General features: G+C 64.7%; 25 protein-coding genes and 3 tRNA genes. 24 read left to right on the forward strand and 4 right to left on the reverse strand.

All coding sequences use genetic code 11. From position 1 onward, the window contains the following. Nucleotides 1-15 precede the first annotated feature (15 nt). From fabG to nagZ, 18 genes are all read left to right on the forward strand, one after another. Nucleotides 16-765, forward strand: coding sequence for a 3-oxoacyl-ACP reductase FabG (gene fabG / locus AC1DK4_RS16610; protein ID WP_441619394.1), 750 nt, complete (start codon nucleotides 16-18; stop codon nucleotides 763-765). 170 nt (nucleotides 766-935) lie between these two features. Further along, on the forward strand, nucleotides 936-1,175 hold the full coding sequence (gene acpP, locus AC1DK4_RS16615; protein ID WP_008644813.1) for an acyl carrier protein: 240 nt from the start codon (nucleotides 936-938) through the stop codon (nucleotides 1,173-1,175). 199 nt (nucleotides 1,176-1,374) lie between these two features. After that, the gene (gene fabF / locus AC1DK4_RS16620; RefSeq protein WP_441643398.1) at nucleotides 1,375-2,607 is read left to right on the forward strand and encodes a beta-ketoacyl-ACP synthase II; all 1,233 of its coding nucleotides are present in this window, start codon (nucleotides 1,375-1,377) and stop codon (nucleotides 2,605-2,607) included. 64 nt (nucleotides 2,608-2,671) lie between these two features. Next, nucleotides 2,672-3,127, forward strand: coding sequence for a hypothetical protein (locus tag AC1DK4_RS16625; protein WP_441619397.1), 456 nt, complete (start codon nucleotides 2,672-2,674; stop codon nucleotides 3,125-3,127). 129 nt (nucleotides 3,128-3,256) lie between these two features. After that, nucleotides 3,257-3,856 (forward strand): RNA polymerase sigma factor RpoE, encoded by a 600-nt coding sequence (gene rpoE / locus AC1DK4_RS16630; protein ID WP_441619399.1) that lies wholly within the window; start codon nucleotides 3,257-3,259, stop codon nucleotides 3,854-3,856. A 128-nt stretch (nucleotides 3,857-3,984) separates the two neighbouring features. Next, on the forward strand, nucleotides 3,985-4,611 hold the full coding sequence (locus tag AC1DK4_RS16635; RefSeq protein ID WP_441619401.1) for a sigma-E factor negative regulatory protein: 627 nt from the start codon (nucleotides 3,985-3,987) through the stop codon (nucleotides 4,609-4,611). An 8-nt stretch (nucleotides 4,612-4,619) separates the two neighbouring features. Next, entirely contained in the window at nucleotides 4,620-5,693 is a 1,074-nt protein-coding gene (locus tag AC1DK4_RS16640; RefSeq protein ID WP_441619403.1) for a MucB/RseB C-terminal domain-containing protein, read from the forward strand. A 149-nt stretch (nucleotides 5,694-5,842) separates the two neighbouring features. Further along, nucleotides 5,843-7,297 (forward strand): DegQ family serine endoprotease, encoded by a 1,455-nt coding sequence (locus tag AC1DK4_RS16645; protein WP_477131647.1) that lies wholly within the window; start codon nucleotides 5,843-5,845, stop codon nucleotides 7,295-7,297. Nucleotides 7,298-7,308: 11 nt separating this feature from the next. Continuing rightward, nucleotides 7,309-7,569 carry a glutaredoxin family protein gene (locus tag AC1DK4_RS16650; RefSeq protein ID WP_441619407.1) on the forward strand — a complete coding sequence of 87 codons (261 nt, stop codon included), beginning with the start codon at nucleotides 7,309-7,311 and terminating at the stop codon, nucleotides 7,567-7,569. A gap of 219 nt (nucleotides 7,570-7,788) precedes the next feature. Further along, on the forward strand, nucleotides 7,789-9,582 hold the full coding sequence (gene lepA / locus AC1DK4_RS16655; RefSeq protein ID WP_441619409.1) for a translation elongation factor 4: 1,794 nt from the start codon (nucleotides 7,789-7,791) through the stop codon (nucleotides 9,580-9,582). A gap of 76 nt (nucleotides 9,583-9,658) precedes the next feature. Further along, nucleotides 9,659-10,558, forward strand: a complete 900-nt coding sequence (lepB, locus tag AC1DK4_RS16660; protein WP_441619411.1) for a signal peptidase I — start codon at nucleotides 9,659-9,661, stop codon at nucleotides 10,556-10,558. 131 nt (nucleotides 10,559-10,689) lie between these two features. Continuing rightward, on the forward strand, nucleotides 10,690-11,013 hold the full coding sequence (locus AC1DK4_RS16665) for a DUF4845 domain-containing protein (RefSeq protein ID WP_441619413.1): 324 nt from the start codon (nucleotides 10,690-10,692) through the stop codon (nucleotides 11,011-11,013). 1 nt (nucleotide 11,014) lies between these two features. After that, nucleotides 11,015-11,785: a ribonuclease III gene (gene rnc / locus AC1DK4_RS16670; protein WP_020205117.1), complete on the forward strand. Its 771-nt coding sequence runs from the start codon at nucleotides 11,015-11,017 to the stop codon at nucleotides 11,783-11,785. Beyond that, nucleotides 11,782-12,717: a GTPase Era gene (era, locus tag AC1DK4_RS16675; protein WP_441619415.1), complete on the forward strand. Its 936-nt coding sequence runs from the start codon at nucleotides 11,782-11,784 to the stop codon at nucleotides 12,715-12,717. The genes rnc and era overlap by 4 nt, the downstream gene beginning before the upstream one ends. Continuing rightward, nucleotides 12,710-13,588, forward strand: a complete 879-nt coding sequence (recO, locus tag AC1DK4_RS16680) for a DNA repair protein RecO (RefSeq protein WP_441619417.1) — start codon at nucleotides 12,710-12,712, stop codon at nucleotides 13,586-13,588. The genes era and recO overlap by 8 nt, the downstream gene beginning before the upstream one ends. A gap of 10 nt (nucleotides 13,589-13,598) precedes the next feature. Next, the gene (gene pdxJ / locus AC1DK4_RS16685; RefSeq protein WP_441619419.1) at nucleotides 13,599-14,381 is read left to right on the forward strand and encodes a pyridoxine 5'-phosphate synthase; all 783 of its coding nucleotides are present in this window, start codon (nucleotides 13,599-13,601) and stop codon (nucleotides 14,379-14,381) included. Beyond that, the gene (gene acpS, locus AC1DK4_RS16690) at nucleotides 14,378-14,818 is read left to right on the forward strand and encodes a holo-ACP synthase (RefSeq protein WP_441619421.1); all 441 of its coding nucleotides are present in this window, start codon (nucleotides 14,378-14,380) and stop codon (nucleotides 14,816-14,818) included. Before pdxJ ends, acpS begins: the two co-directional genes overlap by 4 nt. Before the next feature lie 5 nt (nucleotides 14,819-14,823). Then, nucleotides 14,824-15,873 (forward strand): beta-N-acetylhexosaminidase, encoded by a 1,050-nt coding sequence (nagZ, locus tag AC1DK4_RS16695; RefSeq protein WP_477131648.1) that lies wholly within the window; start codon nucleotides 14,824-14,826, stop codon nucleotides 15,871-15,873. Between the two features lie 118 nt (nucleotides 15,874-15,991). Here nagZ and efp read toward each other — a convergent pair whose 3' ends face one another. Both efp and earP read right to left on the reverse strand, forming a co-directional pair. Next, complete coding sequence (efp, locus tag AC1DK4_RS16700) at nucleotides 15,992-16,552, reverse strand: elongation factor P (protein ID WP_441619425.1); 561 nt, start codon at nucleotides 16,550-16,552, stop codon at nucleotides 15,992-15,994. 191 nt (nucleotides 16,553-16,743) lie between these two features. Then, on the reverse strand, nucleotides 16,744-17,946 hold the full coding sequence (gene earP, locus AC1DK4_RS16705; protein WP_441619427.1) for an elongation factor P maturation arginine rhamnosyltransferase EarP: 1,203 nt from the start codon (nucleotides 17,944-17,946) through the stop codon (nucleotides 16,744-16,746). 113 nt (nucleotides 17,947-18,059) lie between these two features. On the opposite strand from earP, the gene uvrC reads away from it, so the two are divergent. From uvrC to AC1DK4_RS16730, 5 genes are all read left to right on the forward strand, one after another. Beyond that, a complete protein-coding gene (uvrC, locus tag AC1DK4_RS16710; RefSeq protein ID WP_441619429.1) occupies nucleotides 18,060-20,096 on the forward strand; it encodes an excinuclease ABC subunit UvrC in 2,037 nt (678 codons plus the stop codon). 104 nt (nucleotides 20,097-20,200) lie between these two features. Continuing rightward, the gene (pgsA, locus tag AC1DK4_RS16715) at nucleotides 20,201-20,803 is read left to right on the forward strand and encodes a CDP-diacylglycerol--glycerol-3-phosphate 3-phosphatidyltransferase (RefSeq protein ID WP_441619431.1); all 603 of its coding nucleotides are present in this window, start codon (nucleotides 20,201-20,203) and stop codon (nucleotides 20,801-20,803) included. Nucleotides 20,804-20,969: 166 nt separating this feature from the next. Continuing rightward, a tRNA-Gly gene (locus tag AC1DK4_RS16720) sits at nucleotides 20,970-21,045 on the forward strand. A 78-nt stretch (nucleotides 21,046-21,123) separates the two neighbouring features. Beyond that, nucleotides 21,124-21,199 (forward strand) — tRNA-Gly (locus AC1DK4_RS16725). Between the two features lie 108 nt (nucleotides 21,200-21,307). Next, a tRNA-Cys gene (locus AC1DK4_RS16730) sits at nucleotides 21,308-21,381 on the forward strand. Nucleotides 21,382-21,521: 140 nt separating this feature from the next. Here the strand turns inward: AC1DK4_RS16730 and AC1DK4_RS16735 are convergent. Further along, nucleotides 21,522-21,839 carry a hypothetical protein gene (locus AC1DK4_RS16735; protein ID WP_441619433.1) on the reverse strand — a complete coding sequence of 106 codons (318 nt, stop codon included), beginning with the start codon at nucleotides 21,837-21,839 and terminating at the stop codon, nucleotides 21,522-21,524. Nucleotides 21,840-22,623: 784 nt separating this feature from the next. Then, nucleotides 22,624-22,812, reverse strand: coding sequence for a hypothetical protein (locus tag AC1DK4_RS16740; RefSeq protein ID WP_441619435.1), 189 nt, complete (start codon nucleotides 22,810-22,812; stop codon nucleotides 22,624-22,626). A gap of 50 nt (nucleotides 22,813-22,862) precedes the next feature. Between AC1DK4_RS16740 and AC1DK4_RS16745 the strand changes: the two genes are divergently transcribed. Continuing rightward, on the forward strand, nucleotides 22,863-24,413 hold the full coding sequence (locus tag AC1DK4_RS16745) for a methyl-accepting chemotaxis protein (RefSeq protein WP_441619437.1): 1,551 nt from the start codon (nucleotides 22,863-22,865) through the stop codon (nucleotides 24,411-24,413). Nucleotides 24,414-24,476 lie beyond the last annotated feature (63 nt).

Below are 24,476 nucleotides of genomic sequence, written 5' to 3' on the forward strand. Positions count from 1 at the left end.
ACTAGGACCCACGCAATGACGAAATTTCTGGAAAACCAGGTCGCACTGGTAACCGGCGCATCGCGCGGCATCGGCCGGGCCATCGCCCTCGAGCTGGCCGCGCAGGGCGCCACGGTAGTCGGCACCGCCACCAGCGAAGCGGGTGCGGCTGCCATCAGCGAATACCTGGCGGCGGCCGGCGGCAAGGGCCGCGGCGCCGTGCTCAACGTCAACGATGCCGCGGCATCCGAGGCGCTCATCGACGAGCTGGTCAAGGCCCATGGCGGCCTCGGCATCCTGGTCAACAACGCCGGCATCACGCAGGACCAGCTTGCCATGCGCATGAAGGACGAGGACTGGGGCGCGGTGGTCGAGACCAATATGACCGCGGTGTTCCGCCTGTCGCGCGCGGTGCTGCGCCCGATGATGAAAGCGCGCGGTGGCCGTATCATCAATATCACGTCGGTGGTCGGCTCCACCGGCAATCCCGGCCAGATGAACTACGCCGCCGCCAAGGCCGGCGTGGAAGGCATGAGCCGGGCGCTGGCCCGCGAGATCGGCAGCCGCAACGTGACCGTGAATTGCGTGGCGCCCGGTTTCATCGACACCGACATGACCAAGGTCCTGTCGGATGAGCAGCACGCAGCACTGAAGACCCAGATTCCGCTGGGTCGGCTGGGCCAGCCGGAGGACATCGCACACGCGGTGGCTTTTCTGGCCGGTCCCCAGGCGGCCTACATCACCGGTACGACGCTCCATGTAAATGGTGGCATGTACATGAATTGATCACCTTTCGCGGCGGCCGGTTTCGAGGGAGAAGCCGGCAGAAGCCGCGTGAAGTGGTTGTTTTTTGAACTAAACGGGCGCCGTTCTTGCAATAGAAGGCGGGTGGGATTTTTATGGCCCAAACCTGCTAAAATGCGCCCACTTTTTGTCGAACTTCCCTGGAGGGTTACATGGACAATATCGAACAACGCGTCAAGAAAATCGTGGCAGAGCAACTCGGCGTGGCCGAGGCAGACATCAAGAACGAATCCTCGTTCGTGAACGACCTTGGTGCGGATTCGCTCGACACGGTTGAGCTGGTGATGGCGTTGGAAGATGAATTCGGCATGGAAATTCCCGATGAGGAAGCCGAAAAGATCACGACCGTGCAACAGGCTATCGATTACGCCACCGCACACGTCAAGGCCTAAGCCTGTCGTATCTGGATTCCGAGCCACAGAAGGCAGGCGGACGGGCCGTTGGGTCGTCCGCGCTGTTTTCTGTGGCTTTCGTCTGTTCGAAGAAGCACAATCGGATAGTCCGCGCCGCGATCGGCGTGGCCCGGCGCCGGCCCATGGCCAGCCCCGGCAATCGTTCCGGTTCTGCTTCACGTACCCGTAGGAAATCATAGTGAGCCGTCGTCGCGTCGTCGTCACTGGGCTTGGCCTTGTGTCTCCGGTCGGAAACACGGTTGCCGAAGGCTGGGCCAACCTGGTTGCAGGTCAGTCTGGCATCGCCACCATCACCAAATTCGATCATTCCGCGCTTGCCGTGCATTTCGCCGGCGAGGTGAAGGGTTTCAAGGCAGAGGACTACATCCCTGCCAAGGAAGCCCGCCACATGGATACGTTCATCCACTATGGCATCGCGGCGGGTTCGCAGGCGCTGAAGGACAGCGGCTACGAAGTGACCGAGGACAATGCCGAGCGCATCGGTGTGCTGGTCGGTTCGGGCATCGGCGGGTTGCCGATGATCGAGGATACCCACGCCGAGCTGACCAATCGGGGTCCTCGCCGGATCTCGCCGTTCTTCGTGCCGGGCTCGATCATCAATATGATCGCGGGTCACCTGTCCATCTACCATGGACTCAAGGGCCCGAACCTGGCCGCCGTGACGGCCTGCACCACCGGCCTGCACAGCATCGGCCTGGCCGCCCGCCTGATCCAGGCCGGCGACGCGGACGCCATGCTGGCCGGCGGTGCGGAATCTACGGTTTCGCCGCTCGGCATTGGCGGTTTCGCCGCCGCGCGCGCGCTGTCGACCCGCAACGACGATCCCGCTGCCGCGTCCCGTCCGTGGGACAAGGATCGCGACGGCTTCGTGCTGGGCGAGGGCGCCGGCGTGATGATGCTCGAGGAATATGAGTCGGCCAAGGCGCGTGGCGCCAAGATCTATGCCGAACTGATCGGTTTCGGCATGAGCGGCGACGCGTTCCATATGACCGCCCCGAATATGGATGGTCCGCGCCGCTGCATGGTCAGCGCGCTGAAGAACGCCGGCGTCAACGCCGACGAAGTCGGCTACCTGAACGCGCACGGCACCTCGACGCCGCTGGGCGACAAGAACGAAAGCGAAGCCATCAAGCTGGCTTTTGGCGACCATGCCTACAAGCTGGCCGTCAATTCCACCAAGTCGATGACCGGCCACTTGCTGGGCGGCGCCGGCGGCCTCGAATCCGTGTTCACGGTGCTGGCTCTACACCATCAGGTCTCGCCTCCGACCATCAATATCTTCAACCAGGATCCCGAGTGCGACCTGGACTACGTGGCCAACACGGCACGCGACCTGAAGATCGATGTGGCGGTGAAGAACAATTTCGGTTTCGGCGGCACTAACGGCACGCTTGTCTTCCGTCGCGCCTGAATCCGGCGGCTGCCGGTTATCGCTCCTCCGGACTTCGCTCAGGACCCATCGCTTGCGGTGGGTCTTGGCGCTGTTCCTGTCTTGCGAGATGGCGGCCCTTGCGCTGCTTGCGCGCGAGGCGATATGGGGCTTTGGCCGCTCGGCACATGGCTGGAATCTGGCGCAATGGCTGTCGGTGTCCACACTGGCGGCGTCCTGCGCGTGGATGCTGAGCCACTGGCCCGCGCTGTGGCGCGGCGCGGCTTGTACCTATGCGGGACTGGTGCAAGGCCGCGACGCCACCGGCCGCGCGGCCATTCTGGTTCGCCTGCCGGATGGCGCCCACGCGGTGGCGCGCGTGCGCTCCAGCTGGGAGCTGGGCAGACTGGCTCTTTTGCTGGCCATGGAGCCTGTCAGCGGCAAGCCGCCCGGGATCCTCGTCATCAGCCGGGGTTCGGCGGCACCCTCCTCATTGAGAGCGCTGAAACGTGCCCTGGGCGTCGCCCGGCGCGAGCAGGCCGCGGCCGGTGGCGTCGCCTGATGGGCAATGGCCGCGGGCATTCTTCACAAAATGCGTTGCACCGCACTGACTGTGCAGTGGGCAACGTAGGTAAAATACAACGTTTGTCGTGAAGACGATACCAAGAGATACACTGCAGGTGACCCATTCGTGAGCGAACGCGAAGCCGATCAGCTCCTCGTTGAACGCGTCCAGAAGGGCGACAAGCGAGCCTTTGAATTGTTGGTGGCCAAATACCACCGCAAGATCATCAGGCTCATTTCGCGTTTGGTCCGGGATTCGGCGGAAGTGGAGGATGTGGCACAAGACGCTTTCATCAAGGCGTATCGTGCCTTGCCGCAGTTCCGTGGCGAGTCGGCGTTCTACACCTGGTTGTACCGGATTGCGGTGAACACGGCGAAGAACTACCTGGCCACCCAGGGACGCCGGCCCGAAGCCTCCAGCGATATCGATGCCGAAGAGGCTGAAACTTTTGCGGACGGCGAGCAACTAAGAGATATCAATACGCCGGAGTCGATGCTCCATACCCGCCAGGTCGCCGAAACGGTCAACCGGGCCATGGAGGCACTACCGGAGGAATTGCGCACTGCCATCACTCTTCGTGAAATCGAGGGCCTCAGTTACGAGGAGATCTCCGAAGCCATGGGATGCCCGATCGGAACCGTCCGCTCGCGCATCTTCCGGGCACGTGAGGCGATTGCCGAGAAATTGCGTCCGCTGCTGGGAACGGCAGAGGGCAAGCGGTGGTAAGTGGTAAGTAGCAAGAAAAAGTAGCAAGAAATGTCGTGCGGCCAGCGTTGCAGCCTATTCCTGCATCGATAAACGACAAAGCAGTAGACGGGATTGTCGGTGTTCAATGGTTTTTCTAGGGGCGGGAAATGGGTCAGGCTCATAAGCAGTCGGTTCATGTAGTGGAAGCAGCGGAGCAGATCTCCGTGCTGATGGATGGCGAGCTGGCGCCGCACGAAATCAATGCCGTACTGGATCTCGCCAAGAGCGAGCCGGGCATGGCGAGCTGGACGACATATCAGCTGATCGGCGACGCGCTGCGTTCGGAAGAACTGACGCATGCCGGCTCCACCGAAGATTTTCTCGCCCGTTTTTCCGCGCGCCTCGATAGCGAACCGCATGTGCTGGTGCCGGCGGTGGCGCAGGCGTCGGCGCACCGCATGCTGTTCAAGCCGTCCTGGGTTCGCAGGGTGATGCCGGGTACGGCCATCGCCGCCGCGGTGGCTGCCGTGAGCTGGGTGGTGGTGCCGCAGATGCGCGGTGTCACCGATCTCGGCACGCCGGACGCCGTGGTCGCGCGCGTCGAGCAGCCTGCAGTGCCCAAGACTGGCGGTATCGTGACGGTTGCCGCCGACAGTGCGCAGATGATCCGCGATCCGCGCCTCGACGAGTACCTGCGTGCCCATCGGGTATCGGTCGCCACCGACGCAGTCGTGCCGACCATGCGCACTGTTGCCAACAGCGCAAACTTTTCTCAGGACAACTCGCAGGAATAATGCCGGACATGCATAAAGGATGGTCGCCCGCCAATGTAGCGGGCGCACACAGAATAAGGGCCCTTCGCAGGTCCTTTTTTCTGGCMTTGTGTCTGACTGCGGCCGCGGCAAGCGCGCAGCCGCCGGACAATACGCTGGCCCGCCGCGATGCGACGGCCTGGCTCAACAAGATCCACCGCGCCGCCCAGCGCGAGAACTATGTCGGTACGCTGATCTATCAGCGCGGCAGCGTGATGCATGCCTCGCGCATCCAGCACTACAGCGATCTCGTGAACAACGAGTACGAACGGCTGGAAACGCTCGATGGCAAGCCGCGCGAAGTGCTGCGCCAGAACGATGTCGTCCACAGCCTGATCCCCGAAGCCAAGCTGGTGGTGGTGGAGAAGCAGGAGGCGAAGGATCGCTTCCCGGCCTTGCTCGCCACCAATAAAAGCGACGTTCTCGATATCTACGAGATGCGCAAGCTTCCCGGCGAGCGCGTGGCTGGCGTCGAGTGCGAAGTGTTCTCGCTCGATCCGCACGATTCCGCGCGCTACGGCGTACGCTTGTGGGCGGAGAAAAACTCCGGCCTGCTGATGCGCGCCCAGACCGTGGGAGAGGGCGGCAAGGTGCTGGAGCAGGTTGCGTTCTCGCAGGTCGAGATCGGCGTGCCCTCCGAGAAGCAGCGCATCCTCACCGCCATCAAGAATTCCGGGGCCTGGAATCATTACGAAGTCACCAACCAGCCGGCCAATATTGCCGACGAAGGCTGGACCATTGGGATTCCGGTCAAGGGCTTCCTGAAGATCCGCGAGGTCCGTCGCCCGCTCGGCGAGCTGCGCTCGCCGCAGGCGAACCCGCGCGGCCAGGTTTTCGAGGTGCTCCAGATCGTCTACAGCGACGGGCTGACCGGTTTGTCGGTCTTCATCGAGCCCGTTTCCGAGCAGCGCGTACGCCGCGAAGGCGTCGCCTCGCTCGGCGCCACCCAGGTGGTGGTGCGCCGGGTTGCCGATTTCTGGATTACCGTGGTGGGCGAGGTCCCCCCCGCCACAGTCCGCCAGTTTGCCTCGGCAGTAGAATATAAACCGCCGAAGGCGCACTGAGCCGGTTTGCGAACAAGGCACCAGCGGCGTTTGCTCGTCGCTGGCGCGCCGCGATCTGGCCCCTCCAATGCCTTGCTTCCTTCCTTTTCGCTGATTTCCGGGAGTCGATGATGTCACCAAGATCTCCAGCCTTGGCTCGGACCGTGCTCATGGCTGCCATTCTCGCCTTTGTGCCGCTGGTCGCAGAACTGAGCCACGCCCAGGCCGCCGCGCCATCCTATGGCCTGCCCGATTTCACCGACCTGGTCGAAAAGGCGGGTCCGGCCGTCGTCAATATCCGCACCACGGAGCGGGTGCGCGCGCGTGGCAACAACTCCAGCCCCGAGGACGACGAGATGGCGGAGTTCTTCCGCCGCTTCTTCGGCGTGCCGATGCCCGGCACGCCCACGCCGCCGGGCACGCCGCGCCGCAGCCAGCCGCCCCAGGGCGAGGAGCAGAGCCGCGGGGTGGGGTCCGGCTTCGTCATCAGCCAGGACGGCTATGTGATGACCAACGCCCACGTGGTGGCGGATGCGGAAACCATCTACGTCACCCTGCCCGACAAGCGCGAGTTCAAGGCCAAGCTGATCGGCTCGGACAAGCGCACCGATGTGGCGTTGCTGAAGGTGGATGCCACCGGCCTGCCCAAGCTGATGCTGGGCGATTCCGACAAGGTGCGCGCGGGTGAATGGGTGCTGGCGATCGGTTCGCCGTTCGGCCTGGACAACAGCGTGACCGCCGGCATCGTCTCCGCCAAGGGCCGCGATACGGGGGATTACCTGCCGTTCATCCAGACGGATGTCGCGGTCAATCCGGGCAATTCTGGCGGCCCGCTGATCAACCTGCGTGGTGAAGTGATCGGCATCAATTCGCAGATCTACAGCCGCAGCGGTGGCTACATGGGCATTTCCTTCGCGATTCCCATCGACGAAGCGATGCGCGTGACCGAGCAGCTCAAGGCGAACGGCAAAGTCACGCGCGGGCGCATCGCGGTGGCGATCGGGGGCGTGACCAAGGAAGTCGCCGACTCGCTCGGCCTGGGCCGTGCCCGGGGCGCGCTGGTGGGCAGCGTGGAGCCCGGCGGCCCGGCCGAGAAGGYGGGGATCGAAGCCGGCGACATCATCCTGAAGTTCAACGGCCGCGATATCGAGAAGGCTTCGGACCTGCCGCGCATGGTCGGCGATATCAAGCCGGGCACGCGCGTGCCGCTGCAGTTGTGGCGCAAGGGCGCGACGCGCGAGGTCAGCATCACCGTGGCCGAGCTGGACGCCGACAACAAGGTCAAGACGCGCGGCGGCAATGCGCCGCGCGACGAGAGCAATGCGCCGGTGGCCAAGCCCAATGCGCTGGGCCTGATCGTCAACGAGATTCCCGACACCAAGCTCAAGGAGCTCAAGATCAAGTCCGGGGTGGAAGTCGAGCAGGCYGATGGCCCGGCCCAGCGCGCCGGCATCCGCCCGGGCGACATCATCCTGCGGCTGGGCGACAGCGACGTGACCAGCCCGCGCCAGTTCAACGAACTGGTCAAGGCCCTGGACAAGGGCAAGATCGCCGCGGTGTTCGTCAGGCGCGGCGACGCCACCCAGGTGCTCACGCTGCGCCCGAGCACGGTGTCTTCGCGCTAGGCATCGCCCCGATGGCGGATCTCACGCTGTATGGCAGGACCTACTGCCATCTGTGCGAGGACATGAAGGTCGCGCTGGAGCCGCTCCGGCGCGATTTTTCCTTTGTCCTGCATGAGGTGGACGTGGATGGCGACGCCGCCACCGAGGCACGGTTCGGCGAACTGGTGCCGGTGTTGATGACCGGCGTGCCCGCCGGTGCCGGCGAGGAGTTGTGCCACTATTTCCTCGATGCGCCACGCGTGCGGGCATGGCTCGCGGGGCAGGCGGACTGACAGGCCGCCGCCCGGGGCGCGGCGCGCCATTTCGCAATACGGAAGTCCTTGAAAGTACGGTAAAATCGCACTTTGGCGCAAACTCAGCGTCACCAACCTGCGGCCCCGAGCTGCGTGCCCCTGCGGGGTGCCTGTCCCGGGCCGACCATAATTGCTGCGCTACCCGAAGTGCTCAAGCGGGCACATCGCGGCCAGACATGGCGCACCCCTGAACATCAGATGGACCATATCCGCAACTTCTCGATCATCGCTCACATCGACCACGGCAAATCGACCCTGGCCGACCGCATCATCCAACTCTGCGGGGGCCTGTCCGATCGCGAGATGGAAGCGCAAGTGCTCGACTCGATGGACATCGAGAAGGAGCGCGGCATTACCATCAAGGCCCAGACCGCGGCGCTGAGCTACAAGGCGCGCGACGGCAAGGTCTACAACCTGAACCTGATCGACACGCCGGGACACGTCGACTTCAGCTATGAAGTCAGCCGCTCGCTGTCCGCCTGCGAAGGCGCGCTGCTGGTGGTGGACGCCTCGCAGGGCGTGGAAGCGCAGACTGTCGCCAACTGCTACACGGCGATCGAACTCGGCGTGGAAGTGGTGCCGGTGCTCAACAAGATCGACCTGCCGCAGGCCGATCCGGAAAACGCCATCCGCGAGATCGAGGAAGTGATCGGGATCGATGCGCAGGATGCCACGCCGTGCTCGGCCAAGACCGGGGTCGGGGTGGAGGACGTGATCGAGGCCATGATCGCGCGCGTGCCCGCCCCCAAGGGCGACGTGGACGCGCCGCTGCAGGCGCTGATCATCGACTCGTGGTTTGACAACTACGTCGGCGTGGTGATGCTGGTGCGCGTGGTCAACGGCGTCCTCAAGCCCAAGGACAAGGTGCTGCTGATGGCCACTGGCTCGCAGCACCTGGTCGAGCAGGTCGGCGTGTTCTCGCCCAAGTCGCTGCAGCGCGAGTCGCTGACGGCGGGGCAGGTGGGTTTCGTCATCGCCGGCATCAAGGAACTGAAGGCCGCCAAGGTGGGCGATACCATCACCACCATGGCGCGCAAGGCCACCGCGCCGCTGCCGGGCTTCAAGGAAGTCAAGCCGCAGGTGTTCGCCGGCCTGTACCCGGTCGAATCCAACCAGTACGAAGCGCTGCGCGAATCGCTGGAGAAGCTCAAGCTCAACGACGCGTCGCTGCAGTACGAGCCCGAAGTGTCGCAGGCGCTGGGCTTCGGCTTCCGCTGCGGCTTCCTCGGCCTGCTGCACATGGAGATCGTGCAGGAGCGCCTGGAGCGCGAATTCGACATGGACCTGATCACCACCGCGCCGACGGTGGTGTACCAGGTCCAGATGCGCGACGGCACCATGCTGACGGTGGAAAACCCGGCCAAGATGCCGGACCCGAGCCGCATCGAGAACATCCTCGAGCCGATCGTCACGGTCAATCTGTACATGCCGCAGGATTACGTGGGCTCGGTGATCACGCTGTGCACGCAGAAGCGCGGCACGCAGATCAACATGAGCTACCACGGCAAGCAGGTGCAGCTCACGTACGAGATCCCCATGGCGGAAATCGTCATGGACTTCTTCGACCGGCTCAAGTCGGTGTCGCGCGGCTACGCCTCGATGGACTACGAGTTCAAGGAGTACCGTGCCGCCGACGTGGTCAAGGTCGACATCCTGATCAATGGCGACAAGGTCGATGCGCTGTCGGTGATCGTGCACCGGAGCAACTCGCAGTACCGCGGCCGCGAGGTCGTCTCTAAGATGCGCGAGATCATCCCGCGCCAGATGTACGACGTGGCCATCCAGGCCACCATCGGCGCGAACATCATCGCGCGCGAGAACGTCAAGGCGCTGCGCAAGAACGTGCTGGCCAAGTGCTACGGCGGCGATATCTCGCGCAAGAAGAAGCTGCTCGAGAAGCAGAAGGCGGGCAAGAAGCGCATGAAGCAGGTGGGCACGGTGGAGATTCCCCAGGAAGCATTCCTGGCGATCCTGCAGGTGAGCGACAAATAAAAGAAAGCGGCGGGGCCGGTCGGCCCGGCCGTTGGCGAAGCAGACTCTAACAAAACATCACCAAGATCTAGCCGTCATGAATTTTGCACTGATTCTTTTTGTGCTGGTGGTCATCACGGGCGTTGCCTGGATGGCCGACAAGCTGGTGTTCGAGAAGCAGCGGCGGGTGTCCGCCCAGGCCGCGCTGGCCGAGTTCGATGCGCGCAGGACTGACCTGCAGGGCCGCTACGGCGTCGGCGAGATCGATACATCGCGCAGCCGCCTGGCGGAGGAAAAGCTGCGCCAGCCCTGGTGGCTGGAGTATTCGGCGAGCTTCTTCCCGGTGATCCTGGCCGTGTTCGTGCTGCGATCGTTCGTGGTCGAGCCCTTCAAGATCCCGTCCGGCTCGATGATCCCGACCTTGCTGATCGGCGACTTCATCCTGGTCAACAAGTACGACTACGGCATCCGTCTGCCGGTGGTGAACAAGAAGATCATGGCGGTGGGTGAGCCCCAGCGCGGCGACGTGATGGTATTCCGCTACCCGAAGGACCAGTCGCTCGACTACATCAAGCGTGTGATCGGCGTGCCGGGCGACGTGGTGAGCTACCAGAACAAGCGCCTGACCATCAACGGCAAGCCGGCCGAATACAGCGCGCTGCCGGACTACCTCGACGAGGAGCGCTTGTCGTACTCCAAGCACTTCCAGGAGAAACTGCCGGACGGCCCCGTGCACGGTATCCTGAACGACACGGATCGTCCCGCCTTCGTCTCCGGCGCCGATCCGGATTTTCCGTTCCACGAGAACTGCACTTACAATCAGCAGGGGCTGACCTGCAAGGTACCGCAGGGTCACTATTTCGTGATGGGCGACAATCGCGACAACAGCCTGGATTCACGTTACTGGGGCTTCGTGCCCGATCAGAATATCGTCGGCAAGGCGTTCCTGATCTGGATGAACCTCGGCAATATCGGACGCGTGGGATCGTTCAAGTAGCATCCCCGCGGCGCGAATAACCACTCCAGTCAAGCGAGGGAAAGCGCATTATGGGTCGATCGGGTCAGGTAGTTGGTGCAGTCGGGGGGCGGGCGCGCCTGGCGGGGAATGACAGGCGGCGCGGCTTCTCGATGGGCAGCTTGCTCGTCGTTATCCTGGTCGTTGGGGGCGTGGTGATCCCGGCGGTCAGGGCGATACCGAGCCTGCTGGAGTATTTCTCGGTCAAACGCGCGGTCAGTTATGCCAAGCAGCAGGCATCCAACAAGCGCGAAATTGCCGACTATTTCAGTAAGCAGGCGCAGATCGACCGTATTACCGCCGTGCGCAGCGACGATCTGGATATCCACGAGGATGACAACGGCACGATCCGCTCGGTGGGATTTTCCTACCGCAACGAGGTGCCGCTATACGGCCCGCTGAGCCTTTTGATTACCTACTCGGGAACGCAGTACTGACATGAACCTCGACGCCTTACAGCAACGCCTCGGCTACCGCTTCAGCAAGCCAGAATTGCTGCAGCAGGCGCTGACGCACCGCAGCCACAGTGCCTTGCACAACGAACGCCTTGAGTTCCTGGGCGATTCGGTGCTCAACTGCGCCGTGGCCGATATGCTGTACGGCATGTTCAGCAAGCTCGACGAGGGCGATCTGTCCCGCGTGCGGGCCAACCTGGTCAAGCAGCAGGCGCTGTACGAGATCGCGCAGATGCTCCAGCTGTCCGAGGCGCTGCGCCTGGGCGAGGGCGAACTCAAGAGCGGCGGCTTCCGCCGTCCCTCGATCCTTGCCGATGCACTGGAAGCGATCGTCGGTGCCGTGTTCCTCGATGCCGGTTTCGAGGGCGCACGCACCCTGATCCGCAAGTTGTATATCCCGATTCTCGAGCAGGTCGATCCGCGCACGCTGGGCAAGGATGCCAAGACGCTGTTGCAGGAGTACCTGCAAGGCCACAAGATCGCCCTGCCGCAATATAACGTGATCGCCACCCACGGCGCCGCGCATAACCAGCAGTTTGAAGTCGAGTGCACCGTGCCTAAACTGGAAGTGCGGGTGTTCGGTACCGGCGCGTCGCGCCGCGCGGCCGAACAGGCTGCCGCCAAGCTGGCGCTCGACGAGGTGCAGAAGCTCGTGCCCCAGCTGCTCAAGCGCAGCCGGGCCGAGCGCACCGGCAAGACGCGCAAGCAGCCGGTGCCACCCGATCCCCAGTTGTCTCTCAGGTTGAAGGAATGACCGAATCTACCGATCCGCGGCCAGACGCCGCGGGTACCCCAACCGCTGCGTTCCGCTGCGGCACCGTGGCCATTGTCGGGCGTCCCAACGTCGGCAAGTCCACACTGATGAATGCGCTGGTCGGACAGAAGGTCAGCATCACTTCGCGCAAGGCGCAGACCACGCGCCACCGCATCGTCGGCATCCAGACCACGGATGACGCGCAGTACGTCTTCGTCGACACGCCGGGTTTCCAGACGCGGCACGCCAGCGCGCTGAACCGTTCGCTGAACCGTGCGGTGACGTCCACGCTGTCGAGCGTGGACCTGGTGCTGTTCGTGGTCGAGGCTGGCCACTACGGCCCCGATGACGAGAAGGTGCTGTCCCTGCTGCCCAAGAAGGTGCCGGTGCTGCTCATCACCAACAAGCTGGACCGCCTCGGCGCGGACCGGGCTGAGGTGATGATGCCCTTCCTCGAGAAGATGGGGCATCAGTTCCAGTTCACGGAAGTGGTGCCGATGTCGGCCAAGACGCAAGACCACATCGACCGCCTGCTCGCCATCATCCGGCCCTACCTGCCGGAGGGCGAGCCGATGTACGACGCCGATTCCATGACCGATCGCAGCGAGCGCTTCATGGCCTCGGAAATCATCCGCGAGAAGGTGTTCCGCTGGACCGGCGACGAACTGCCGTACACCAGCACGGTCGTCATCGAGAAGTTCGAGACCGAAGGCAGGCTGCGGCGCATCTTCGCCACCATCCTGGTCGAGCGCGATGGCCACAAGGCCATGATCATCGGCAACAAGGGCGCCAAGCTCAAGACCATTTCCACCGAAGCCCGCATCGACATGGAAAAGCTGTTCGACGGCAAGGTCTACCTGGAAATGTTCATCAAGGTGAAGAGCGGCTGGGCCGACAACGAAGCTGGATTGCGCGCCTACGGCTATGAATGACAGAGCGGGCGGGCCTGCACTGAAGGCCCGCCGCGTCGATCCGGTGGCGGAAGAAGCCGCCGAGCTGCTGGGCAGCCAGGCCGTGCCCGGCATGGCGGTGGCCGAGCAGCGCGCCATGATGGACCGCGCGCTGCGCATCGTCCCGGCGCGCACCGAGTTGCGCGTAGCCAACCAGCCGGGCTTCGTACTGCACGCCTGGCCTTACCGCGAAACCAGCCTGATCCTCGACGTGTTCACGCGTGACCACGGGCGCATGGCCATGGTCGCCAAGGGCGCCAAGCGCCCGCATTCGGCGCTGCGCCCGGTGCTCCAGCATTTCCAGCCGATCTCGCTGTCATGGAGCGGGCGCGGCGAGGTCAAGACGCTGACACGCGCTGAGTGGGTCGGCGGCATGCTGCCGCTGGCCAGCGACGCCTTGCTCTCGGGTTTCTATCTCAACGAACTGCTGCTGCGTTTCTGCCCGCGCGAAGACGCCCACGTGGCGCTGTTCCGCCAGTACATGGCCACGCTCACGCGGCTCGCGCACGGCGAGCAGGCCGGCCTGGTGCTGCGCGGCTTCGAGCGCGTGCTGCTGCAGGAGACCGGCTTTGCCGTGGCCTTCGACCAATGCGCGAATTCTGGCGAGGCGGTGGAGCCCGGGCTGGACTACGTGTACCAGCCGGAGCGCGGCGTGCGCCGCGCACAGCCCAGCGATCCGTCGTCCTGGCCGGTGGTTTCCGGGCAGACGCTGCTCGATATGTCGCAGGACGACTACCGCCGGGCGCAGACGGTGACGCAAAGCCGTGCGCTGATGCGCTTCCTGCTGCATTATTATCTGCAAGGCGCGCCGCTGAAGACGCGCCAGATCCTGATCGACCTGCACTATCTCTGAGTCCGTCCGCATGATTTTCCACGCGCATCCCGGCGTCATCGACCTTGGCGTCAACATCGACCACGTGGCCACGCTGCGCAACGCGCGCGGCACGGTCTATCCCGATCCCATCCAGGCCGCGCTGCAGGCCGAGCAGGCCGGCGCCGACCTGATCACGCTGCACCTGCGCGAAGACCGTCGCCATATCCGCGATGCCGACGTGCACGCGCTGCGCCCGCTACTGGCCACGCGCATGAACCTGGAGTGCGCGATCACCCAGGAGATGCTCGACATCGCCTGCGCGATCCGGCCGCAGGATGTCTGCCTCGTGCCCGAGCGGCGCGAGGAGGTCACCACCGAGGGCGGGCTCGATGTGGCGGGGCGCTTCGAGCAGGTCAAGGCAGCCTGCCGCCAACTGGCCGACGCGGGCATCCGCGTGTCGCTGTTCATCGATGCGCAGGCCGAGCAGATCGAAGCGGCCGCCGCTTGCGGCGCGCCGGTGGTGGAGTTGCACACCGGGCGCTATGCCGATGCGCACACGCCGGCCGAGCAGGCCACGGAACTGCAGCGTGTGGCCGAAGGCGTCGATACCGGCGTGCGGCTTGGCCTGGTGGTCAATGCCGGCCACGGCCTGCACTACACCAACGTGCAGCCGGTCGCCGCCATGCACGGCATCAAGGAACTCAATATCGGCCACGCCATCGTCGCGCATGCGGTCTTCGTCGGCTGGCAGAACGCCGTGCGCGAGATGAAGGCCATCATGGTCGCTGCGCGCCTCGGCACCACCTATCCGCGCCCGGACGCAGCAGCGTGATCTACGGCATCGGCACCGACATCATCCAGATCAACCGCGTGCAAGGCGTGATGGAGCGCACGCGCGGGCGCTTTGCCGAGAAGGTGCTCGGGCCGCAGGAACTGCAGAAATACCATGCGCGCCGCGCGCGTTCGGAGAAGCGCGGCCTCGCCTTCCTGTCCACGCGCTTTGCCGCCAAGGAGGCCTTTTCCAAGGCCATCGGGCTGGGCATGCGCTGGCCGATGACGTGGCGCGCGATGGAGCTGCTGAACCTGCCGTCCGGCGAGCCGTATCCGCACTGCCATGGCGAACTGGATGCCTGGCTGCGGGAACGCGGCGTGACGGTGCGGGTCAGTGTCAGCGACGAACACGAATACGCGGTCGCCTTTGCGATCGCAGAGCTTGGTGGCGCCGGCGCTCCCGGCGCGCTGCCGCTCGCTTCCCAGCCTAGCGAATAATCCCAATGATCAAGAAGATTTCCGGCAAGCGGCCGGGCCCCGTCGTACTCGATGTCAAGGGCAAGCACCTCGATGCCGAAGACACCCGCCGCATCTCCCATCCGCTCACCGGCGGCGTGATCCTGTTCGCGCGCAACTTCGAGTCGCGTGCGCAGCTGCAGGCGCTGACGCATGAGATCCGTGCCGTGCGCGAGGACGTGCTGATCTGCATCGATCACGAAGGCGGCCGCGTGCAGCGCGCCAGGACCGACGGCTTCACGCACCTGCCGGCCATGGGTCGCCTGGGCGAGCTGTGGGACCGCGACGTGCTTGCCGCGACCAAGGCTGCCGTGCATTGCGGCTACGTGCTGGCGGCCGAGTTGCGCGCTTGCGATATCGACCTGAGCTTCACGCCGGTGCTSGAYCTGGACTAYGGSCKCAGCGCCGTGATCGGCGACCGGGCCTTCCACGCCGATCCGCGCGTGGTGACCATGCTGGCCAACCACCTGACCCACGGCCTGCTGCTCGCCGGCATGGCGAACTGTGGCAAGCATTTCCCCGGCCACGGCTTTGTCGCCGCGGACTCGCACGTGGCGGTGCCGGTGGACGAGCGCAGCCTCGACGAGATCCTCGCGCAGGATGCGCGTCCCTACGAGTGGATGGGCATGACGCTGTCGTCGGTGATGCCGGCGCACGTCATCTATCCGAAGGTCGATCCGAACCCGGCGGGCTTCTCGCGCTACTGGCTGCAGGACGTGCTGCGGACCCAGCTTGGTTTCGAGGGCGTCATCTTCAGCGATGACCTGAGCATGGAGGGCGCCAGCGTTGCGGGCACGGTCACCGAGGCCGCGCGCGCGGCACTCGCTGCCGGTTGCGATATGGTGCTGATCTGCAATCATCCGGRGCGCGCCGACCAGTTGCTCAACGAACTCGACGTCGATGCCGGCAAGGCGTCGCAGCGCCGTATCCGCAAGCTGTTTGGCCGCCGCAAGCCACTGCCGTGGAACAAGCTGATGCAGGATCCCGACTACGCCGTCGCCGTGCGCGAGCTGAAAGGGCACGGCCTGATCGCGTGACGACCCGCAAGCCGCGGGCGGGTAGCCGCGCTGCGGTGCGGGGAAACAAAAAGGGCAGCCGAGGCTGCCCTTTTTTGCCGTTGCGCTGCCCGCGAGGGCAGCGGCGAACCAGCTGCGCTTAGTTTGCGCGGCTGCGGTATTCGCCGGTACGGGTGTCGATTTCGATCTTGTCGCCGATGTTGCAGAACAGCGGCACTTGCAGCTCGAAGCCGGTGTTGATCTTGGCGCCCTTGAGCACCTTGCCCGACGAGGTGTCGCCCTTGACGGCCGGTTCCGTGTAGATGATCTCGCGCACCAGCGTGGTGGGCATTTCCACCGAGATGGCCTTGTCGTTGTAGAACACCACTTCGACGTTCATGCCGTCTTCGAGGTAGTTCAGCGAGTCGCCCATGCTGTCCTGCTCGACTTCGTACTGGTTGAATTCGGTGTCCATGAACACGTACATCGGGTCGGCGAAGTACGAGTAGGTGCATTCGCGGCGATCCAGCATCACGACTTCGAACTTGTCGTCGGCCTTGAAGACGGACTCGCCCGGGGCTTCGGTCAGCAGATTCTTGTACTTCATCTTGACCACGGCGGAGTTGCGGCCCGACTTGTTGTACTCGGCCTTCTGCACGACCATCGGGTCGGTGCCGATCATGAATACGTTGCCGACGCGGAGTTCTTGTGCGGTTTTCATCTGAACTGTTTTCCTGAAAAAATTGTCTCGGAATTCGGTGTGGCGAAGGCGCGCTGCCAGCGCACGGCGGTGGCCGTGCGCACGCGGCCCGTCCAGTACGCCCAGGTTCCGCTGCCGATGCGGTGGCGGGTGCCACTGTCATCTTCTGCGCGTTCCCCCGTTTTCCGGCCGGTCGCCATCAAATCAACCGATTATTTTACCTGATTTTCGCAGAAGCCCACGAGATTTGCCGCCAGATCGCCGAGGTGCTGCAGGCTGCGCTGCCATTGCTCGGTCGCCTCGCGCAGCACCGGCAAATGCAGGCGAAATGCTGGCCAGTCGAGTGAATCGCCAGGCGCATTCCATGCGCGCCAGAACGCCGCGAACGCCGCTGCCGCCGCCCCGTTGCCGGCACGCTCGAGCCGTTGCGTGAAGAGGTCGAGAAAGGCATTCAGCTTGACCAGGTGCGCCGCGTCTTCCTGCGGGTAGATATGCCAGACCAGCGGTTGGCCCGCCCATTGCGCGCGGACAAAGGAATCCTCGCCGCGCACGAAGTTGACATCGCACAGCCACAGGAGCTCGTCGTAGTGCTCCTGGCGCACAAACGGCACCACGTGGGCCGTCAGGTTGCCGGTGGAAAAGGTGTCGCCCGGCCTGGCACCGGGCGTGCCGAACCAGGCGCTCGCCTGCTCGGCGGCGAGGCCGGCCGGCACCAGGCACTGCACCGGCTCCGCGCCGTCGCGCCACTGCGCCAGCAACGACGGCAGGGCCGCGTTGGGGTAGGCGAACAGGCTGACCTTGAGCGCGCCGTCGATGGGGCGCGTGCCAAGCCGGTGCCACAGCGCGGCCTGGGCGGCAGGCGCGGCGCGCAGATGCTCGCGCTGCGTGCCAAGCATGGACTCGCGCAACAGCCCGCCGGTGCCGGGCTCGAAGCCCGGGAAGAAAAAATACTTCACCAGCGGCAGGCGCGGATGGGGCGAGCTCATGCGATGGTGCTCCCGCACCCATGTCTCGGCGCTCAGGTATTCGAGGTTGATCCAGGCCGGCCTGGGCATGCGCGCAGCCATGGCGCCAAGAAATGTCGCCGGCAGGTCGCATGCGAACGATTCGATCACCGCGTCGTGCGGCACGACGCCGGCGAAGCGCGCGGCGCTGTCCTGCCCGCTCTCCTGGTCGGGCCGCCGCCATGGGCGGATCGTCACGCCGGCCAGTTCCTGCTGTCCGGCGTTCACGTCGAGGCCCGGCGCCAGCCGCGCGAAGCTATGCAGGTCGTCCACCCACAGCCGCACGGCGTGGCCGTGCTCCTGCGCAAGCTGGCGCGCCAGCCGCCAGCAGACACCGATATCGCCGAAGTTGTCGATGACGGTGCAGAAGATGTCCCATGAGCGGACGGTGCGGTCGGGGCGGGTGGTCATGGCGGCGTGAGGCGACAAGGAATTGCTCTAAACTTGCGATTTTAGAGCCTGTCGCGCCGTCGCCTGCCGGCCGTGCGCTGACCGGCCGCTTCCACACGGTCGATTCCCACCCGATGTCCCTGCCGGAACCCGAAATCCAGAATCCAGGCACGCCCGCCCCGGCGGCTGCCGAGCCCGGCCACGCGGCCGCGCCCGAGCCACAGTTCGATCCCAAGGCGGCGATCGCGCAGCTGCCCGGCCTGCCGGGGGTCTATCGCTACTTCGATGCGCAGGGCAATGTGCTCTACGTCGGCAAGGCGCGCGACCTGAAGAAGCGTGTCTCGAGCTACTTCAACAAGAACCTGCCGTCGCCGCGCATCGCCCTGATGGTGGCCAAGATCGTGCGCATCGAGACCACCGTGGTGCGCACCGAGGCCGAGGCGCTGCTGCTGGAAAACAATCTGATCAAGGCACTGGCGCCGCGCTACAACATCCTGTTCCGCGACGACAAATCCTATCCCTTCGTCAAGCTGACCAGCCACCGCTTTCCGCGCATGGCCTACTACCGCGGCGCGACGGATCGCAAGCACCAGTACTTCGGGCCGTTCCCGAGCGCGCATGCGGTGCGCGAGAGCATGCAGATCCTGCAGCGCGTGTTCCAGTTGCGCACCTGCGAGGACACTGTCTTCACCAACCGCACGCGGCCCTGCCTGCTGCACCAGATCCACCGCTGCACCGCGCCCTGCGTCAACGCCATCAGCGAGCAAGACTATGCGCGTGACGTCAGCAATGCGGCGCGCTTCCTGCAGGGCCGCCAGAGCGAGGTGCTGGAAGGCCTGCAGGCCAAGATGGAAGAGCATGCCGGGCGGCTCGAGTTCGAGCAGGCGGCGGCGGTGCGCGACCAGATCGGTGCGCTGTCCACGGTGCTCAAGCGCCAGGCGGTGGAGGAAGTCGGCCAGGCCAGCGATATCGATGTGCTGGCGGTAGCCGTGGAAGGCGGCCGTGCCTGCGTCAACCTGGCGATGGTGCGCGGTGGCCGGCATCTCGGCGACAAGGCCTATTTCCCTGCGCACGTGGAAGAAGGCGCGATGATCGTCGAGGATGAGGACGCCGAGGCCGGTGCCGGCAGCGAGGCAGGCGCCGAGGCCCCCGCAGGCATCGCGGCGGAGCGCATCGCCGCCGAAGTGTTGTCTGCCTTCATGGCCCAGCATTACCTCGACCAGGCCGTGCCGCCGATCCTGGTAGTGAGCCACCTGCCGCCGGACAGGGCGCTGCTGCAGGCCCTGTCGATGCAGGCCGGGCGCAAGGTCACGCTGGTGCGCCAGCCGCAGGGGCAGCGCCGCGCCTGGCTCGAGATGGCGCAGCAGGGCGCCGCCCTGGCGCTGTCGCGCCGGCTTGCCGAGCAGGGCAGCCAGCAAGCCCGCACGCGCGCGCTGGCCGAGACCATCGCTCTCGACATGGAAGACCTGGCGCTGCTGCGCGTGGAGTGCTTCGACATCAGCCATACCGCCGGCGAAGCCACGCAGGCATCCTGCGTGGTGTTCCATCATCACGAGATGCAGAACGCGGAATATCGCCGCTACAACATCCAGGACATCACGCCGGGCGACGACTATGCCGCCATGCGCCAGGTGCTTACGCGCCGCTACCAGAAACTGGTGGAGATGCTGGAGCAGGCGCGCGAGGCCGGTGTCGATGGCGGCCAGGGCGATGCCGCCGGTGCGCTGGTGCCCAGCGTGGTGCTGATCGACGGCGGCAAGGGCCAGGTCGAAGTGGCGCGCCAGGTGTTCGAGGAGCTTGGTCTCGATATCGGCCTGCTGGTCGGCGTTGCCAAGGGCGAGGGCCGCAAGGTCGGGCTGGAGACGCTGGTGTTCGCCGACGGACGGCCGTCGCTGGAACTGGGGCAGGGCAGCGCGGCGCTGATGCTGGTCGCGCAGATACGCGACGAGGCGCACCGCTTCGCCATTACCGGCATGCGCGCGCGCCGCGCCAAGGCGCGCACCACCTCGCGGCTGGAGGAGATCGAAGGCGTCGGGGCGCGTCGCAGGCAGAAGCTGCTGACCCGCTTCGGCGGCTTGCGCGGGGTCATGGCAGCCAGCATCGACGAGATCGCGAGTGTCGACGGCATCTCGCATGCGCTGGCCGAGGAAATCTACCGCCAGCTGCATTGATTCGGACCCGCGCGCGCCGCGCGCGGCGCGAAATGCTCGGCTGGCGTTGAAATAGGCGACAATCGCGGAGTTACCCATCGCCGTTGTCTCGTTTCGAGCCCCCAATGCCGCTGAATATTCCGATCTTGCTGACCTGGCTCCGCGTTGCCATGATTCCTCTCGTGGTGGGGGTGTACTACCTGCCCGAGGCGTGGCTCCCGATGCACGCCAAGAACATGACGGCCGCCGGTTTCTTCATCGTGGCGGCGGTCACCGACTGGCTGGACGGCTTCCTTGCCCGGCGCTGGAACCAGACTTCGTCATTCGGCGCCTTCCTCGACCCGGTGGCCGACAAGCTGATGGTGGCGGCGGCACTGCTCTCGCTGCTGGCGCTGGGCCGCGTCGCCGACCTGATCGCACTGGTGATCATCGGCCGCGAGATCACCATTTCGGCCCTGCGCGAATGGATGGCGCAGATCGGCGCTTCCAAGAGCGTGGCCGTCAATTTCCTCGGCAAGCTCAAGACGACTTTCCAGATGATCGCCATCCCCTTGCTGTTGTTCAATGACAGCCTGCTCGGCATCGTCGACGCCTCGGTGCTCGGTACGTGGATGATCTATGTGGCCGCCGTGCTGACGCTGTGGTCGATGTTCTATTACATGAAGCTCGCCTGGCCGCAGATCCGGGAGCGTAGCCGGCTGGGCGGAGAAGCCACCGCACAAAAATAATGGCTCGGTGAAAAATATGCTTGACGAGGGTGTTCCGGTTTGCAATAATCCTGTTCTCGCTTCTGACGAAACAAACCGAACGAAGCGAAATGCAGCAAGAACGCATCGAGATGGCAGCAATATCGGGTCAGAAGTTGCGTTTTAGCTCAGAAGTCAGCAGGAACATGCGGGAGTAGCTCAGTTGGTAGAGCGCAACCTTGCCAAGGTTGAGGTCGCGAGTTCGAGACTCGTCTCCCGCTCCAGTTTTTGCCAGATTCGATGGTGACGGCCGATGCCGTGTATTATCCGGGTCGACTTTTAGTAGTTATGCGGTATGTAATGCGGGAGTAGCTCAGTTGGTAGAGCGCAACCTTGCCAAGGTTGAGGTCGCGAGTTCGAGACTCGTCTCCCGCTCCAAATCCCAAAGGGAAGCGCCGCTTCCCTTTTTGTTTGTGATGATGGTGCGCAAGGCGCGGCCCCGGCAGGGTCGGGCGATTGCGGCTACAATCCAGCAGCAAGTCACCCGGCGGGGTGGCAGAGTGGTCATGCAGCGGCCTGCAAAGCCGTGTACGCCGGTTCGATTCCGACCCCCGCCTCCAGGATTCAAGCAAAAAGCGCCACCCTAGCCGGTGGCGCTTTTTGCTTTCCGGCGCCGGTGTTGTGCGCAATGCCGGCCATCCTTGCTTGCCATGTCCGCCATGTCCTCCACATCCCCGATATGCATCAGGGCAGGACGCGATTACCAGCGCAAGCCTGTCCCCATGGACCCGGTCTCCACGATCACGTATTGCATGCGTTCCTTGTAAGTGGCCTCCACGCGGTAGTCTGCGGGCGGCAGCTTGAATAGGCAGCGCGGGCCTGTCGCCGGGATGGATGCCAGCACCCTGCCATGCCGGCGCAGTCGTACATCCACGTCCGTCGCGGATACGCCATTCGGGCCCTCGGTAAAGACCACGCCGAGGTTGTACTGCTCCTCCAGGCGCGTCAACTGCTCGTTCTCCTCGCTATCCGAGCCACCGCAGATATAGGTGACACCGCCCACCGTTCGCGGTGTCATCGGTTGCGATCTCGTCGCCATCAATGGCGGGCGTGGCATCGTCGGGGCAGGCGTATCCGCAACGGCGGCCGCAGGCGGTGATTGCGGGGCCTCGGCCTGTGCCTGGGCTGGTTCCGCCGGCGGAAGTGCAGCCCGGGGGATGGCCAGTGGCGGAGCAAACACCTCGGCCGGAGCAGTAATCGATTGCGGCCGCGACGGCGAGGTCTCGGACTGCACGGCTACGGGAGCCACCTCCACCTGTGTTCCCGGTTTGATCGAGGCATCCGCTTGCGCGGTAGCCACGGCTGGCATCTCGGCCGGGGCTTGAGCTTGGGTCTGAGCTTGGGTCTGGGCTTGGGCGCCGAGCGCAAGTCCAAGTGCCAACGCAGTAAGGCTGAAGCGCGCGACGGACACTGGGCGGAGGGTGAGTGAGATCGACATGGCGTTCCTCAGTGGTCGGGTCCAGTAAGACTAAGCAAGCGCCGACGGGCAGGCTATCCACCAGAAGTTTCACGGATTTGTGGCGTGGCGCACCGTACCGGACCTTCGACATGCATGCAGTCAGCCTCATGACTGATGGTGGTGGGCGTATCCGGGTGGATGAAGTCAGGGCGCGGACGCGCCCGATCGTGGTCGCGCCCTCCCGCAAGCGCGGGCGCGGTCCTTGCCGCCGCGGGTGGGGGCAGTCTCGGCCATTCCTGAATCGACCCCTGCCCGGGGCGTCGGGGTCCTGCTGCCGCGGGGTGATCTGTTTTCTATCTTCGTCAAAAAATCGGATTACTCCTATCTTTGTCGTTCAATTTCACTATTTATCCATAAAACCCTTCAGTGCTTTTCTCTCCTTGCCGTAAAGGCAGGAGGAGCCATTCAAAAGACGGCTCACCAAATCCGGAGATGTCGGAAGCGCGCTTTGCAAGCAGAAGTCCTGGGCCTGCGGGAACGGGTGGGGCGGCACGCGCCGCGCCTGCGCACGCTCGCGGGTGTTCCCTTTCATTGTCCATCTGGAGGATCGGCGTTCGCGCCTGCGGCGCCGGAATATGCGCCATGAATATCACTCAACGCCTGCTCGCCACCTTGTCGCTGCTCCTGTTCGCCATGCTCGCCGTAGGGCTCGACGGCATCTGGCAATTGCGCTCGGCGCAGGAGCGGTTTTCCTATTTCAATGACAACACCCTGGCCAGCGTGCGCACGCTGAGCGACCTTCGGGACACCGTCAGCAGCATGCGGCTCGCTACCTATCTCTATCCCTTGTCGCCAACCGACGCGGGCCGCGCAGAGGCGCTCGCGGCGCTGGCGGCGGCCGACAAGAGCTTCGATGAGAAGCTCGCCTACTATCAGCGCAGCATCCTGTCCGGTGACGCCGATCGCAAACTGCTCGAGGCGGACCGTGCCGCGGCCAAACGCTACCGCGCCGAGCGCGAGCGCTTCCTGGAGCGGTTCGCTGCCGGCGATAGCGCGACTGCGCTAGGCATGCTGATGGGCGGCTCGCTGTACGACGCGGCGGTGGAGCTGCGCGCCGCCATCAACGAACACGTTGCCTACAACGCCGGCCTGGGCGAGGAGGTGGTCGCGCGCAATGGCGCTGCCTACGAGGCGGCGCTGAAGATGTTCTCGGTCATCATCGCCCTTGCCTTCGCGACCTGCGTGGCGATGGGTTATTCGCTCTATCGGCGCATCCATGGCAGCCTGGCCGAGATCGAAGAAACCCTGCGCTATGTCAGCGATTCGCTTGATCTCGACCGCCGGGCCCTGGTGCGGCACAAGGATGAGATCGGGCGTACCGCGGTGGCTTTCAACCATCTGATCGAGCGGGTCGCATCGGCGCTGCGCGCGGTGCGCATGTCGACCGACTCGGTCAGCACGGCCGCACAGCAGATTGCGGCCGGCAACGCGGATTTGTCCTCGCGCACCGAGCAACAGGCCGCTTCGCTGGAGCAGTCCGCAGCCAGCATGGAGCAGCTGACCGCGACCGTGCGACAGAACGCCGACAACGCGCGCCAGGCCAGCGGGCTGGCGGATAACGCCGCAGACGTCGCGGAGCATGGCGCCACGGCGGTGCAGCAGATGGTGGACACCATGGGTGCCATCAGCACCAGTTCCGCCCGCATTGCCGAGATCACGAACTTGATCGAAGGCATTGCCTTCCAGACCAATATCCTGGCGCTCAATGCCGCGGTGGAGGCGGCGCGTGCCGGCGAACAGGGGCGGGGCTTCGCGGTGGTGGCCGGCGAGGTGCGTAGCCTGGCCCAGCGTTCTTCGAGCGCCGCGAGGGAAATCAAGGATCTCATCGATACCTCGGTGGACACCGTGCGCAAGGGCTCGTCGCAGGCCGAGGACGCCGGCAGGACCATGACGGATCTGCGCCAGGCCGTGCGGCGCGTATCGGACATCATCAGCGAAATCGCCGCCGCTTCGCGGGAGCAGAGCACGGGTATCGAGCAGGTCAACCAGGCGGTCGGGCAGATGGACGAGGTGACGCAACAGAACGCGGCACTGGTGGAAGAGGCCGCAGCGGCCGCGCAATCGCTTGAAGAGCAGTCGCACAGGCTGCGCGATACGGTGGCGACTTTCCGGCTGTCGCCAGCGGCTGCCTAGCCGCGGCCGGCCCGTCCCGTGCATGGCCGCTGCGCGCGGCCAGATCCGCATCACAGTGCCAGC

Source organism: Cupriavidus sp. 05N38, assembly GCF_056397345.1.